This is a genomic window from Enterococcus sp. AZ163 (assembly GCF_050498925.1).
Classification (GTDB): Bacteria; Bacillota; Bacilli; order Lactobacillales; family Enterococcaceae; genus Enterococcus_A; species Enterococcus_A ferrettii.
Map to the genome: position 1 here is coordinate 3,409,892 of NZ_JBIPAO010000001.1, position 14,604 is coordinate 3,424,495.

At 37.0% G+C, this 14,604-nt stretch carries 16 protein-coding genes; 7 read left to right on the plus strand and 9 right to left on the minus strand.

Features of this window, described 5'->3' with window-relative positions; all coding sequences use genetic code 11:
• The first annotated feature begins 110 nt into the window (after window positions 1-110).
• The 5 genes from IGI46_RS16405 (at window position 111) to IGI46_RS16425 (ending at window position 3,981) form a co-directional block, all read left to right on the plus strand.
• Window positions 111-581, plus strand: a complete 471-nt coding sequence (locus tag IGI46_RS16405) for a cysteine hydrolase family protein (protein ID WP_429964051.1) — start codon at window positions 111-113, stop codon at window positions 579-581.
• Between the two features lie 530 nt (window positions 582-1,111).
• Complete coding sequence (locus tag IGI46_RS16410; RefSeq protein WP_207701206.1) at window positions 1,112-1,270, plus strand: hypothetical protein; 159 nt, start codon at window positions 1,112-1,114, stop codon at window positions 1,268-1,270.
• Between the two features lie 388 nt (window positions 1,271-1,658).
• Window positions 1,659-2,141, plus strand: a complete 483-nt coding sequence (locus IGI46_RS16415) for an HXXEE domain-containing protein (protein ID WP_429964052.1) — start codon at window positions 1,659-1,661, stop codon at window positions 2,139-2,141.
• A gap of 253 nt (window positions 2,142-2,394) precedes the next feature.
• Window positions 2,395-2,664, plus strand: a complete 270-nt coding sequence (locus IGI46_RS16420; RefSeq protein ID WP_278253069.1) for a YiaA/YiaB family inner membrane protein — start codon at window positions 2,395-2,397, stop codon at window positions 2,662-2,664.
• A gap of 339 nt (window positions 2,665-3,003) precedes the next feature.
• Entirely contained in the window at window positions 3,004-3,981 is a 978-nt protein-coding gene (locus IGI46_RS16425) for a diacylglycerol/lipid kinase family protein (protein WP_429973849.1), read from the plus strand.
• A 47-nt stretch (window positions 3,982-4,028) separates the two neighbouring features.
• Here IGI46_RS16425 and recD2 read toward each other — a convergent pair whose 3' ends face one another.
• The 4 genes from recD2 to IGI46_RS16445 all read right to left on the minus strand — a co-directional run bounded on the left by recD2 (window position 4,029) and on the right by IGI46_RS16445 (window position 8,831).
• Window positions 4,029-6,470 (minus strand): SF1B family DNA helicase RecD2, encoded by a 2,442-nt coding sequence (recD2, locus tag IGI46_RS16430; protein ID WP_429973850.1) that lies wholly within the window; start codon window positions 6,468-6,470, stop codon window positions 4,029-4,031.
• 15 nt (window positions 6,471-6,485) lie between these two features.
• Window positions 6,486-7,142 (minus strand): histidine phosphatase family protein, encoded by a 657-nt coding sequence (locus IGI46_RS16435; protein WP_429964055.1) that lies wholly within the window; start codon window positions 7,140-7,142, stop codon window positions 6,486-6,488.
• A gap of 11 nt (window positions 7,143-7,153) precedes the next feature.
• Window positions 7,154-7,660 carry a tRNA (uridine(34)/cytosine(34)/5-carboxymethylaminomethyluridine(34)-2'-O)-methyltransferase TrmL gene (trmL, locus tag IGI46_RS16440; protein ID WP_429964056.1) on the minus strand — a complete coding sequence of 169 codons (507 nt, stop codon included), beginning with the start codon at window positions 7,658-7,660 and terminating at the stop codon, window positions 7,154-7,156.
• Window positions 7,661-8,003: 343 nt separating this feature from the next.
• Window positions 8,004-8,831 (minus strand): methyltransferase domain-containing protein, encoded by an 828-nt coding sequence (locus IGI46_RS16445; RefSeq protein ID WP_429973851.1) that lies wholly within the window; start codon window positions 8,829-8,831, stop codon window positions 8,004-8,006.
• Between the two features lie 87 nt (window positions 8,832-8,918).
• On the opposite strand from IGI46_RS16445, the gene IGI46_RS16450 reads away from it, so the two are divergent.
• Window positions 8,919-9,557, plus strand: a complete 639-nt coding sequence (locus IGI46_RS16450; protein ID WP_429964057.1) for a copper homeostasis protein CutC — start codon at window positions 8,919-8,921, stop codon at window positions 9,555-9,557.
• Window positions 9,558-9,591: 34 nt separating this feature from the next.
• On the opposite strand, the gene IGI46_RS16455 is transcribed toward IGI46_RS16450, so the two are convergent.
• From IGI46_RS16455 to IGI46_RS16475, 5 genes are read right to left on the minus strand one after another with little or no spacing between them, the layout of a single operon-like run.
• Window positions 9,592-10,041 carry an NUDIX hydrolase gene (locus IGI46_RS16455; protein WP_207701198.1) on the minus strand — a complete coding sequence of 150 codons (450 nt, stop codon included), beginning with the start codon at window positions 10,039-10,041 and terminating at the stop codon, window positions 9,592-9,594.
• A 54-nt stretch (window positions 10,042-10,095) separates the two neighbouring features.
• Window positions 10,096-11,466 carry a magnesium transporter gene (gene mgtE / locus IGI46_RS16460; RefSeq protein WP_429964058.1) on the minus strand — a complete coding sequence of 457 codons (1,371 nt, stop codon included), beginning with the start codon at window positions 11,464-11,466 and terminating at the stop codon, window positions 10,096-10,098.
• 10 nt (window positions 11,467-11,476) lie between these two features.
• Window positions 11,477-12,370, minus strand: coding sequence for an RluA family pseudouridine synthase (locus tag IGI46_RS16465; protein WP_429964059.1), 894 nt, complete (start codon window positions 12,368-12,370; stop codon window positions 11,477-11,479).
• 4 nt (window positions 12,371-12,374) lie between these two features.
• A complete protein-coding gene (locus tag IGI46_RS16470) occupies window positions 12,375-13,178 on the minus strand; it encodes an NAD kinase (protein ID WP_429964060.1) in 804 nt (267 codons plus the stop codon).
• On the minus strand, window positions 13,147-13,815 hold the full coding sequence (locus IGI46_RS16475; protein ID WP_207701194.1) for a GTP pyrophosphokinase: 669 nt from the start codon (window positions 13,813-13,815) through the stop codon (window positions 13,147-13,149). Before IGI46_RS16475 ends, IGI46_RS16470 begins: the two co-directional genes overlap by 32 nt.
• A gap of 208 nt (window positions 13,816-14,023) precedes the next feature.
• Here IGI46_RS16475 and IGI46_RS16480 point away from each other — a divergent pair, with 208 nt between their 5' ends.
• A complete protein-coding gene (locus tag IGI46_RS16480; RefSeq protein ID WP_429964061.1) occupies window positions 14,024-14,602 on the plus strand; it encodes a CYTH domain-containing protein in 579 nt (192 codons plus the stop codon).
• Window positions 14,603-14,604: the final 2 nt, after the last annotated feature.

Sequence of the window (14,604 nt, forward strand, 5' to 3'; positions counted from 1 at the left end):
GTCCGCTGCTTTTTTCTATGTATTGATTCATTAACTGCTGACTTCTATTGCTGCAAAATATAGTGTGTGCTAAAATTTATTGAACCAATACTTGAAAGAAGGCCGCGCATTTGAATGATTCAATATTATTAGCTATAGACATACAGACAACTACGTTAGCACCAATTATTGGAAAACGCACCCTGATCAATAATATGAACTCAATCATTGAACGTTTTCACGAAAAAAATGCTCCTATTATTTTTGTACAACAAATTGGTTACGGTGCTGTTTCCTCCAAAGTAAATAAACGTGAGAACGATTTCGTCACAAGAAAAAGCAGACCGAATGCTTTTTCTTCCTCAGAATTTAACAAAGTTATTAAAACAATGGATCGTAAATCTGTCGTTGTTATCGGCTTAATGAGTAATGCTTGTGTCCAGCACACCTGTAAAGGTGCTCTAGCTAAAGGCTACTCCGTCACCTTAATCTCAGACGCCCACGACTCAGTCATCAAATCATTAAGAGAAGTCTACAACAAACGTTTAAGCAAAAAAGGGGTTGTCACTCTTACCACCGAAGAATATCTGTTAAGCAAGTAGATTGTTCTGTCTACTAAAAATTGGCCGTTGTCTAGAATGTTCTTTGAGCTCGTTTTTTCCTCTTATATTTCTGTCATTTTTTCTTTCAGTGGTTGATGAATTACAATTTGCTTTTGTTCAGAACGCTTTTTTTCTTTCAACAATCGTTTCGCCCATCTCATCGATAGCCAGTTAAAGGTCTAACGCTTTGTCTATTTTTAGGTCTCAACAAAACATTAATTTCTTTAAAAATACTATCCTTCAAAGTTCCATCGCTTTTTTGAAGCCAGTAATTTTAAAATATTGCTGGACAGACTTTTCAACTACAGATACATCTTCTACTTTTTTAATCCACTCGCGCGCTGGCACCCTTTCTATTTCATGATTTGCGTAAGCCATTTTCCCATAATTCTACTTTAGTTCTTTGGTTAACTAACTAAAACTATTGGCTTCTTGCATTTATCTTTCAAAAATTGACGGTATTAACTCTTTATTTTGACAGTTCTTTGGACCTAAAACTAATGTAAGATAGTTACATAGGAGGGATGATAATGAATAAAAAAGAACTGCTTGCTTTTTCAAAGATTTGTTCCTTATTGGCGATAATCGTACTTATTCTCTTGGGTCTTTGGACCTCTAACTATATTCTTTTTCTTTTGTCTGTTCCTTTTATCGGATTATTTTTTTCTATTGGATTGCTGTACAAATAATATGCATAATAGTTAATCAACTACTTGAACTTTTAAATCTATTATCTAGGAGTGATGCACTTATGACCACTCCTTACTTTCGGTCTTGATTGGAATAAAAATACTAAATCATTGTAACTGACTTATAGATGATTATTCACATAAGCTTCGATTTCTACTTTGTTCTAATATACTCAACTTTGCTCGCTTCGGACTATTTTGCGGTTAATTACATGTCCCATCTTTTAAATAATATTAATTTTTCTTCGTCAGAAGACTTATTCAGCCTCATAAAAAGATATTCTATTTATATAAATTTATTTTTTTGTTTACTTTTTCTAAATTTGGAGTAAAATCACTTTCAAAATACAAAGTTTGACAAAATATACTTGTTAGGAGAACTGTATAAATGGAAACTGCAATGAAAGTAATTGTCTTATTACTCCCTCTATCCTACCTATTACACTGTTTGGAAGAGTTCTACTTTCCTGGAGGATTTATTGAATGGTATCGTGGATTTAGACCGTCTTTATCTGCACAAAAGCCCCAGTATTATCTTAAAGTGAATATAATTGCCTTTATAATTGTTTCGATAATTTCTATCAGCGTGTTCTTTTTTGAGACATCATACAATTCTTTTTTAATCGCATCTACATTTCTAGCTAGTAATGCCTTTTTTACTCATATTCTTGGGACAATAAAAACCCGCAAATACTCCCCGGGATTAATAACCGGTACTTTTCTTTACATACCTATCTGTCTCTTGGGATTCTTCTTTTCTCTCTATAGAGGAACTCTACTAACCAGTGATTTGATTGCTGATCTAGTTCTAGGAAGTCTTTACGAACTTTGGAACATCTATAAGTATCAAAAAAAGAATAGAGCTTCTTAACTGTATAAATAACTAGTAATACTTTAACCAGCTTTACTGCTAGTAAGTATGATGATTTCGATTCGTTATTCTTGGCCATTAATGCGTATCGCAATCGTTGATTGTCTTAGAACCTTCTAACCTGTTTAATTTCAGTTAAGAGACCTTTTTTTATTCCATGCTTTCGCCTGTTAAAACTTTTTTTCAAAATTAGAATGATTCTAATCGCAATTTCATGTATAATGAAACTTACTTAAAATTAAGGAGTGATATATTGAACAATAATATTAAAAAGAAAGCCTATCGAAATACCCCTGCTTTCGTTCTTTTATCATGGGGATCGTTTGTTTTCTTCGCAGTTCTTATCCTTATTGGCTTGTATACTTTAAAAGAGCCCTTAATGGTTAAAGGATATTATCTGATGGGTTCTGTGGGACTGATTTCCTCATCATTCACCTTGTCAAAAGTTATTCGTGATAATCAGGAGGATGAAGAACGTTACAATAAAATGTTCCGTGTCCAAGAGGACGAAGATGAAAAATAAGACCATTCTACTGCATATTCTTTTATGCAGTTTTTTTAATTCTTTTTGGTAGATCCATTCCTTGTCACTCTGTTGTCCTTTAGAAACGACAAGACAGCACTCTTTTACTTTGATTGCTCCTCTTTACTATTATCTTGTCTCCCATCAAAAAATCGATATAGAGACGTTCGTTTTATTACCTACCTATACTTGAGGAATCGCGAATAAATCCTGAACAATCATAGGTTTTGTCTCAAGGTAATCCAACTGTCTGTGAAGAAAAAATGTAAATTGACGCATAATGATGTTTCATTTGCAGAACGTCTGTTATAATTATCACCTGAAAGGAAAGGACTATTTATGAATTTTCACTATCATTTACTGATTAACCCTGCTGCTGGCAGTGGGACTGCTAGCAAGAAAGCTGATCAACTAATCGATCTTTTTGATCAACACGATTATACATACACCCCTTATTATACAACGTATGCTGGTGAGGAAAAGGAAATCGTTAAGCGTCTAATAGGATTACTCACTCCTTGGGATGAAGAATTGCTCCGGCGTTCAGATGATGAACCTTATCACTTGTTAATTGTAGTAGGCGGTGATGGTACTTTGCACCAGGTGGTCAATCAGTTTTATTTGACTGGAATTAATCTTCCGGTAAGCTATCTTCCAGCTGGATCAGGCAATGATTTTGCTCGCGGTATTGGACTATCACGCCAAGTGGAGAAGGCTTTCAAACAAATTACTGAAGCCGATAAACCACAGAAGATTAACGTTTTACTATACGAAGAAAAAATTAGAGAAGAATATGGCTTAGTCTTAAACAATGTGGGCATTGGGTTGGATGCTTTAATTGTTGCTACAACAAATGCTTCTGCTTCTAAAGAGCTGTTGAACAAGTATAAGCTGGGATCTGCTTCGTATGGGCTCTATTTAATAAAAGCACTCTTAACTCAGAAAACATTTCCTGTTTTAGTTGAGGTAAATGGGCAAAAGCAAGAATTTAACCGAACATTTTTATGTACAACCACCAATATACCTTATTTTGGAGGAGGAGTTCCTATTGCTCCTATGGCTGATCCAAAGAAAGAAATGATCGATTTAGTCATTATCGAGAAACCAAACCCCTTTGCGATCATTCGCTTATTAGTGCAGCTTTTGCAAAAAAAACATACAAATAATAAGCATTATCGTCACTTTTCTAGTTCTCGTATTCGAATTGTATCCGTCGTGCCTCAGCACGGACAAGCTGATGGTGAAAACATGGGGCAGCGTTCCTATGACCTATACTTTTCCACGAGTTCTCAGTATGTTTGGTATGCTGATGAGTAATAAAAAATAAGCCAAAGTAAATTCAGCAGAATTTACTTTGGCCTATTTTATTTCAAAAACATTTGGGGAGTAATATCTTGCATTCCAATCATAGGATCAATTACTTGCTGACGAATTAAAGCAGCAGTTAGAAGTTTCGGTCCTTTCTCTTCTGAAGTCCCTGGTTTATTTTCTAATATAACCGGCTTCTCCTCTTTCAAAAAAGCTTTAAAAGGGTCGTCCACTGCTTTTGGAACAGGAACGTCTAATTCTGCTGCTGAACAAATTCGTTCGATCAGTGTTGTTTTCCGAACAGCTGATTCTTTACGGACACATTCAGTAAATGCTTCCTGTTCTCCTAATAATATGAGCAGATCTTTACTTCTAGTAACAGCCGTGTAGAGTAAATTACGCTGTAACATTCGATTGTACTGCTTAACCATCGGCAATAAAACCATTTGAAATTCACTGCCTTGGGCTTTATGAATCGAGCAGCAATAGGATAACTTGATATTGTTCCATTCTGAACGTTTGTATTGTACTTCTATACTATCAAACTGGATAACAAGTTCATCTACCTTGTCTTCAGATTCTTTGGCAGGAATAATTCCAACAATAATTCCCATGTCACCATTAAAAACATTAGATTCCGGATTATTGACTAACTGAAGAACCTTGTCACCAATGCGATAGACTATATCGTTCCACTGGACTTCTTTTTTTGTTCCGTCATTTGGATTAAATATTTCTTGCATCATTTTATTTATCGCATCAATCCCAGCAGGACCTCTATACATCGGTGCAAGTACTTGAACGTCCTGAGCCGTATAGCCTTTCTTTCTGGCCCGTTCAACAATTTGCTTAATTACAGCTTCCATTTGGAAGGCATGACAAGAGATAAAGGAACGATCCTTTTGATTTACTGTAAAATCAGCTGGCAGTTTTCCTTCTTTAATTTCATGAGCTAAAGGTATAATTGAGGACTTATCTCCTTGACGATAAATTTCTGTTAATTCAATTTTAGGAATAGTCTCTACTTGTAAAAGGTCATGAAAAACTTGTCCGGGACCGACTGAAGGCAACTGATCTTTATCTCCTACCAAAATGATTTGCATATTTGTTGGGATAGACTTTAATAGAGTATTTGCCAACCAAGTATCCACCATGGACATCTCATCAACAATCAGCAGTCCTCCTTCTAGGTCTCGCGCTTCGGTCTCCGGTGTACTCTCACGGCCGTTTAACCCCAACAAACGATGAATAGTACTAGCAGGTAATCCAGTCGTTTCATTCATCCGTTTAGCAGCTCTTCCTGTAGGTGCAGCAAGAATAATCGGAAAAATTGCTTCTTTATAATCACTTGGATCTAAAGATAAATCATTTAATTCAGCAAACAGCTGGACAATTCCATTGATAACAGTGGTTTTACCTGTTCCAGGACCACCAGTCAAAATGAAGAGAGGTGAGCGAATGGCTTCCTTAATTGCTTTGTCTTGAGAGGTGCCATACAAGATGTCCGATCGCTTCTCAATGATTCGTAATTTTTTCTCGACTACCTTTTTTGGATACTTGATTTCCTTTTTTCGTTCTAACAATCGAGCAACAGCATTTCCTATTCCCCATTCGCTGTAGTACAGAGTGTTCTCGTACAGTTTGGTTTCTTCCTGTTGAATTTTCTCCTCTTCAACTAGTTGAATAATCACCGCAGCTACTTGATCTGGTGCAATTTCCACCGCACGAGAGCTCTCCAATAAAGATAAAGCCTGCTCCAATAAGTGCTGTGCTTCTACATAGGTGTCTCCGCTCTGATTGGCATCCTCAACAATTTGGTGTAAAATCGCTGCTCTTATGCGCTGATCACTGTTTGCTGCAATTCCCATCTGTTCAGCCAAATTATCAGCCTTTTTAAAACCGATGCCTTCAATATCTTCGACTAACTGATACGGATTTTCCTGTATGATTTCCAGCGCTTGATTGCGGTAAGTTTGAAAAATGGCAAAAGACAACTGGCTGCCAAAGCCATAAGAGCTCAAACCAACAATAATTTTTTCCATCCCATAATTTTGCCGTAAGGTTTCAACCAATTGATTTTTTTTCTTTTGATTTAGATTTGGCACTTGGTTTAGAATATCTGGTTGATCGATAATTTGATCGATAGCATCTTCTCCCAAAATTTCAACAATTTTTTCTGCTGTCTTCTTGCCGATCCCAGGGAATTTATCGCTAGAAAGATAACTGATAATCCCATTAGCGGAAGTCGGTTGTGCTTGCTCATAGCGCTCTACCAGAAATTGTTTTCCATACCGAGGATGCTCAACAAAATGCCCAAACAAGCGATACTCTTCCTCTTCTTGTACATCACCAAAGCTGCCAGTAGCAACAATTTCAGATTCTAAAAAATCCGTATTTGTTTCGCGAACACCAAACAGCAAAACTTTATAAAAGTTACCTGGATTTTGGAAAAAGACAGCTTTTAGTCTACCGACAATATATAGAGCTTCCTCTGACATTTTGTCTCACCTCACTTATAAAATAGCATCAGGTTGTTGCTTTAATTGATTTAAAAAGTCAATGTTGTTCCATTCTAACAAACGGTAAGGTTGATCACCTTCTGCGGTTTCTAAAATAGTCAAACTGTTGTTGTATAGTCCACCCATGGACCGTAATTCAGCCTTTGATTCGCCTGCCAATGATTGAATAGCTGCTGTTAGTGACGCACCATGCCCCACAAAAAGCAGTGGTCCCTTTTCTGCTTCAGCAACAGCTTGACGAACTAAATCTGTTGTACGACTCAGCATTTTGTCGATTTCTTCACCGCCAAAGGAAGTTGGATCATACATATCCAGTCGATGACGTAGATGAGCCATGTTCTCACCATATTTTTCGTACATTTTCGTAATTGATTGACCTTCAAGAGACCCCAGCCCTAATTCTCTCAAATCATCTGTTCGAATGATTTCAACAGGATAAGCCAAACGATTCTTGATCCCTTCAGCAGTGAGGTATGCACGTCTTGAGCTACTTGAATAAATCTTTTCAAAGGGAATATCTTTTACGGTTTCCCCTAGTGCTTCAATCGCTTGAAAACTTTCTGCCAGCAACGGGGAGTCCCCCATCATGCCTTGGAACTTTTTCTCTTGATTCCATTGCGTTTTACCATGCCGTGTAAAATATAACTTCATAACTTCTCTCCTTAATCCAACTTGTCATTTTCATAATGGTGACTAAGTTCTAATTCTGGAAAACTCTGCTGTCTTAACGCTTCATAAACTACGATAGCTACCGTATTAGATAAGTTTAGTGAACGAACGTGCGTATCGTTCATTGGAAGTCTTAAACATTTGTCTTCATTCTCACGCATAAATTCCTCCGGCAAGCCAGTGGTCTCTTTGCCAAACATAAAGAAACGATCTATAGCTTGCGTATAGTCTGGCTCTGAATACGTACGATTAGCAAACTTAGTAATTAAATATAACGGGCGCTGATTCAGAAACTCCATAAATACTGCAAGATTCTTATGGTAAGTAATATCCACGTCATTCCAGTAATCTAATCCTGCTCGTTTTAGATGCTTGTCATCAGTAGAAAAGCCTAGAGGCTCAATTAGATGCAGTGGCGAATTAGTAGCTGCGCATGTCCGAGCAATGTTACCAGTATTAGCTGGAATCTGTGGCTCGAATAATACAATATGGTTAGTCATGATACGGCTCCTCTGATTAATTTTTATAAAAATATTCACTCCATAATTTTTCAAAAATAGATTATTACTTATGGATAAACTCTTGGATAACTCTCAAAAGAATAGCGTGATTTCTCTGCTATTTCATGCATTTTACATACTCGAACGAGATTTTGCACAAAAAAAACGTACCAACTCGGTGTCTAGCACGGCGAGTCGCTACGTTAGTGAAGCACTTTTCACAAACTTTTATCAGAACAGGAACCTGATAAAAACCAATGAAAAACAACTTGTTTGTACTATATCACCATGAAGTTAGAAAAGCAATGATTAATTCACATTTTTTTCAATGAAAACGATTTCTCTAATGTCCTTTTAATATTTCCACATCGATCGTGATTTTTTCCAATAGTTTAGCCATTAACCTCTGTTTTATCAAGGGATCCGCATGCCATTCCAAGGGAGACATGTCCAGTAAATCAAGTTGATTTTGAACAGGAATTTCAAACTGATAGGTCAATCGGGTTCGTTTCTCAACTGACATCTCCATGTTAAATCGATCAATGACTGCCTCATTTGAATAGGGCTTCCCCTCTGGATAAAAAGCCTCTCTTAATTCCCGCAGGTAGTTTTCTTGAGGAACCACTTTTAGCACACTACCGTCCTTTTGCAAAACTCTGCGAAACTCTTGATAATGTGAGGGCGAAAAAATATTTAAAATAGTGTCAAAACATTGATTCGAAAAAGGTAAATTGGTCAAATCAGCCACACACCAGAAACAATCTAAGGCCTGATCTGTTGCTAGGTAAATCCCCTCTTTAGCTAAGTCAAATCCTATAGAAACCTCATTTGCTTTTAACTGGTTTAGTTCCGCTAAAAAGCTCCCTTCACCACAACCTACATCCAAGAGTTTACCAGGAGTTATCCAATTTGCAAGCTGCTCAATAACTGGTTGATACATTCCTGAACGAATCATTCTACCTCTTGGGAGAAACATTTCTTTGTCATAGTCTGTTTTCACTTGATGATCCAAAAAGTAAATCGTTCCTTTTTTAGAAAGGTCGTACTGATGGTTATTTTTACAGCTTAGATAATGATTGTCCATCGAAAAGGTTTCATGACATTTAGGACAACGAAACATAGCGTAATTCTTTTCTAAAAATAAAGAGCCACGATCTATTTTCTTTAACATTGATTCACTTCCTTTAGCAATATGATAGCATAGTTACTCCCAACCTTCTACGACTTATGCTACACTATGGACATAGGAGGAATTACAATGATTAAAGAATTTTGCGCTGAAAACTTCACTTTGATTCCCGCAGCTATTAAAGCGGGCGCTGGAAGAATTGAATTATGTGACAACCTGGCTGTAGGAGGTACTACCCCTAGTTTAGGCGTTATTGAGGAAACTTTGGCATATACTAATGAAAAGCATATTCCAGTTATGACAATGATCCGTCCTCGAGGCGGAGACTTTTGTTATAATGACTTGGAATTGAAGATAATGGAAACGGATTTGATTTATGCTAAGAATGCCGGAACAGATGGCGTAGTTTTTGGCTGTTTAACAGAAGACAAAGAGGTTGATGAAGAAGCTTTAGAGATTCTATTAGGAAATAGCATCGGACTGCAAACTACCTTTCATATGGCATTCGATGAGATTCCAAAAGAAAAGCAATTTGAAACAATCGATTGGTTTGTCAAACTGGGTATAGATCGCATTTTAAGTCATGGCGGTCCATTATCCCAACCAATTGAAGAAAACTTGACTCACTTGAAGGAATTGATTGATTACGCAAATGACAGAATCACTATCTTTCCTGGAGGGGGTGTTACGTTTAAAAATATCAACGAAATTACCCAATTTCTGGGTATACAAGAAGCACACGGAACAAAAATTGTTTCCTTCGACTAGATAATGAATTGACTAAAGAGTAAAGAAGCAGTGGTTAATCCCTACTGCTTCTTTTCGTTTGAATATAGTTTTTTATAAGAAAAAGCCACTTCCAAGTTTTTAGATGCGTTCTTACAGGATAGTTCCCCGATAAATAATCCTTAATTTGCTGCTTTTGATCAGGGTGGATATTTAAGGGCAGATTATGAACATCAAAAAAATTTACTGCTGAATAAACAGGTGAATTTATTGGTTGTTGCGTCTCAACTTCCTTCGCTTTATAAACGTAGGTAAGTTCATCCATATATTCTTTTGTATAAATGCCTATTAATTCTTGAATATCTCCCCTTAAGCCTAAATCTTCTGAAATTAAGCGTTTCATTCCATTCCGTTCATTTTCATCCTGAAATAGTTCTCCTCCAGGCAGTTCCCACACAGGTAGTCCTGGTCGTCTGACCAATAAAATCAAACCATTGCGGATAATAACAGCGTAGGCTTTTTTCATTTTCTCCACTACTTTCAGCATATGTTTCTTCCTTCTGCTAAGACCAAAAAAATTTTAGCTTCCAATAAAATGTTCCATAAACAGACCAGCGATGTTGAAGTAAATCAGTACACTTGTTAAATCACTGAGGGTTGTGATAAATGGTCCACTAGCTACGGCAGGATCAAATCCTAATCTTTCCATTACCATTGGAATCAGACTACCTGCTAAATTAGCTACTGTTATCGCAGCTACCATCGCAGTTCCAATAACAAATCCTAATACAAAATTGTGCTTCCATATCCCTACAATAACAAAAATAGTCGCTCCCGTTACCAACCCGGTTACTAACCCAGTCAAAATCTCACCCATGATCAGTTTACCAAAACCGCTGTCTTTATCATCAGACATTGCTATTCGACGAACAGCCACGGCTAGTGATTGTGTCCCCGCATTGCCAGCTGTACCTGTGATTAACGAAATAAAAACAGCTAAAATACTCGCTTCACTAACTAGGGCTTCATAATGATTAATTAAACTTGCTGTCGACATTCCTAAAAACAATAAGGTGATTAACCATGGCAGACGTCTTGAAGCAGATTTTATAGGATTTTCATCGACCTCTTCGACATTGACCCCCGCTAGACCAGAATAATCGCTAGCTGCTTCATCATCGATTACATCGATAATATCATCGACTGTGACAATCCCTAGTAAATGATCTTCATAATCCGTTACTGGTAATGCTAGAAAATCGTAATCACGGAACATCTGGGCTACATCTTCCTGGTCATCACCAACGTGGACCGAAATAACTCGTTCACTCATTACTTCTGATACCATGGTATCATCGTCATTGATAATTAAATCCCGTAGAGAAATAACTCCCACAAGCTGATTGTCTGTATTAACAACATATGTGTAATAAATCGTTTCGGCGATTTGTGCTTCTTTTTTTAAGACATACATTGCTGAACGAACCGTTTGATTGGCAACAATCGAAACAAATTCGGTAGTCATGATGGAACCGGCTGTATCATCCTCATAATGCAAGAGCTCACGAATTTCATTTGCATGCTCTGGTTCCATCAAGCTTAAATATTTCGCTACTTGTTTCTTGTCTAATTCATTTAAAATGTCTACAGCATTATCCGTATACATTTCAGAAAGCATGTCTGCTGCGTAACGTGGACGCATTTCAGATAAATATTCTTCAACATGTTCATCATCTTCTTCGATCACATCAAACATATCAGCTAGTTCTTTAGGCGACATGTAAGAATACACTAATTGACGTTCTTCACCATCGAGAGATTGATAGAATTGCCCCTGATCGTAAATGTGCATCTCCAAAAAATGTTCACGAAAATCTTGAAGATCGTTTTTCTGCAGTTCACTTTTTAACTGTAAAAAATGGGCTTCTAATTCTTCTTGGTTTTCATCCATCTCTCTCACCTCACAGCTCTCTTGCGATTATCTCCATATCTTTTGCAAGCGGCAAAGAAAATGCCAGCAATTCCCCAGTAAAGGGGTGTCTGAAAGTCAAGGCACAGCAATGCAGGGCCTGACGAGTTATCCCAAGGTCCATTCTACCACCATATAAGTCATCTCCCAGCAGTGGGCAACCCACAGCGCTGAAATGAACCCTGATTTGGTGCGTTCTTCCAGTATGTAGTTGAATATTCACTAGCGCTATGTGTTCATTTCGTTCACTCAGCCAATATTCTGTTAGGGCACTTTGACCAGACTCATCCGTTTTCCTTTTGATTAGAGAAGTCATGTCTCTTACAATTGGTAAATCAATCTGCCCATGTTCACTCAAAGCAGCTATTTCACCAGAAATAAGTGCTTGATATTTTTTTACCAATGTTTTCTTTTGTAATTCTTGATCCAATTTTGCATGAGCAAATCCATGCTTTGCGAACAACATTAGGCCAGAAGTATCTTTATCCAGTCTTGTAACTACGTGGACAACCTGATTTTTGTACCCTTTTTGAACGTAATAAGCCTTTACTCGATTAGCCATTGTTCCACTTGGATGATATTGCGCTGGAATTGATGCCACACCTGCTGGTTTATTTATGATTAATAAATGATCATCTTCAAAGACAATCTCAATAGGCACCTTATCTTCCAACAAAGTATCATGGCCCTTTTCATCAGGAATCACAACAGTTACCTTATCATGGGATTTCAAAGAAAACAAGACGTTTTTTTCCTGGTTATTCACATAAATTTTTCCACCTTGAAACTTTATTTTTGCTAACAGCTTTTTAGAAATTCCCTGCTTTTTTAAAAAGGTACGAAGCAATAATGAATCCGCTTGATCATAAGTCCATTCAAATTCCACAAAATTAATCCTCTCGAATAAAGGCATCTTTTACTCGATGCCAAAAATGCATATGTTTGTAAGAAGCGAAGTGGATACGTTCTTCAGCAATTTTATACTGAATAGAGCGTATTCCTCCCCCACTAACGTCTAACTGGTCAATGGTTACCATGTGTTTTCCATCGGAATTTAAAAAAATCTCAATCCATTCAGCAGGGCCTATGATACTAGGTGATCCTAATGTCCGGAATACACGATTATTCAATGAAGCAATTTCTGCCAATTGCATTGCACTAATGCTTGGATGCACAACAGCGCCGCCAACACTTTTGTTGTATGCAGTTGATCCGGTGGGCGTTGAGATTGATAACCCATCTCCTCTGAAGCGTTCAAAAAGTTCATCCTTTATATAAACATCTGCAACCATTGTTCGATTGCCTTTGCGCACAGTCGATTCGTTCATAGCCAAAAAATGTTTATGACGGCCATCTTCAAAATTGACTACCACGTCTAATAAAGGGTAGCTGACACTCTTATCGCGATCACTGCATAAACTATTTACCATTTCCTCTAATTCATAATCACGCCAATCAGTATAAAAACCTAGATGCCCGGTATGAACCCCTAAAAATCTTACCGTATCCAACTTATGACTGTACCGATGAAATGCTGACAATAATGTTCCGTCTCCGCCAATAGTAATCACTAATTCCGGATCACGCTCAACAATTGCCAAGTCATTGTTTTTGGCCAACAATAGCAGCAAATCTTCATAAACCTTTAAAGATTTTGCTTCATTATTGTGGATGATCCCTATTTTTAGCGGCATATTCGTCTCCTTCTTTCTTCTTTTTACGATATGAAAATAGGTGCTGGGCTTCTTGTATTTCATCTCGAATACTAGACATTTCTTCATCTAGTTGATAGGCAGCCTCAGCAGCACGAAAAAGACGTTCACTAATATCTTCAGGAATCTGTCCTTCATATTTATAATTTAAAGAATGTTCGATAGTAGCCCAAAAATTCATGGCTAATGTTCGGATTTGAATTTCAGCTAATAGCTTCTTCTCTCCGTCTAACATCTGAACCGGATATTCGATTACCAAATGATACGAACGATAGCCACTCGCTTTACGATTGGTTATATAGTCACGCTCTTGTACGACATTCATATCTTTTCTATTTCGGATGACTTGAACCATGTGATGAATATCTTCAACAAACTGGCACATAATACGCATACCAGCAATATCAGACATGTCTTCTTCTAACCGATCTAAAGATAGTCCTCGCAATTTTGCTTTATTCAAAATACTGTCAACTGGCTTCACTCTACCGGTTACAAATTCAATTGGTACGTGTTCCCCTTGCTCACGATATTGAGTTCTTAAACCTCTGAGCTTAATTTTTAGTTCAGCCACAGCTAATTCATACGGTGCAAGAAAAATTTCCCAGTTTCTTTCCATTAAAATTCCCTCGCTTTTCTTTCCATTCTTTCCTATCTTATCACAAACCATCCGTTAGCAAAAATGACTGGTTCATCTCCAAAAGTCGTAAATTCTATATTTTGCTTTATTAATGGATATACTTCATTTAAATATTTGACGGCATGGTGTAATATGTGTCAATATACCTTTGTATTAGTCAAATTTTAGAATAGGGTGTACAATGAGAATGAACAAATCAATCGAAATAGAATATAAAACCATGCTGACTCAGCAAGAATACCTTCAACTGATGACCCATTATCAGTTGGACTCCTCTAATTTGGTTACTCAAACCAATCTTTATTTTGACACATCAGATTATCAATTGAAAGAGAAAAATATGGGATTGCGAATCCGCTATTTTGATTCTGAGGCTGAAGCTACTCTAAAGATTCCTCAGCAAATTGGATTGCTGGAAGTTACAGATAGTCTTGAATTATCAGACGTTAAAAAAGCACTTAAGGATAATCGTTTCCCAAAAAATGCTTTTCAGATAATTAGTGCCTTAAATAATGAGTCTGTTACTACTGATTTATTAGGTCTAATTGGTCGATTAGTGACCAAACGTGCTGAAAAAATCATTCCTGAAGGTAAATTAGCTTTAGATGAGAGCTGGTACAGAGACCAACATGATTTTGAATTAGAATTAGAAGTACAAGATAGCGGAAAAAAAGAAGAAGATTTTTTTGCCCTATTGAAACAATTTAACATCCCTTATCGACCAGCCGAGAATAAAATTGTTCGAGCTGTTACTGTAAGGAAATGAAT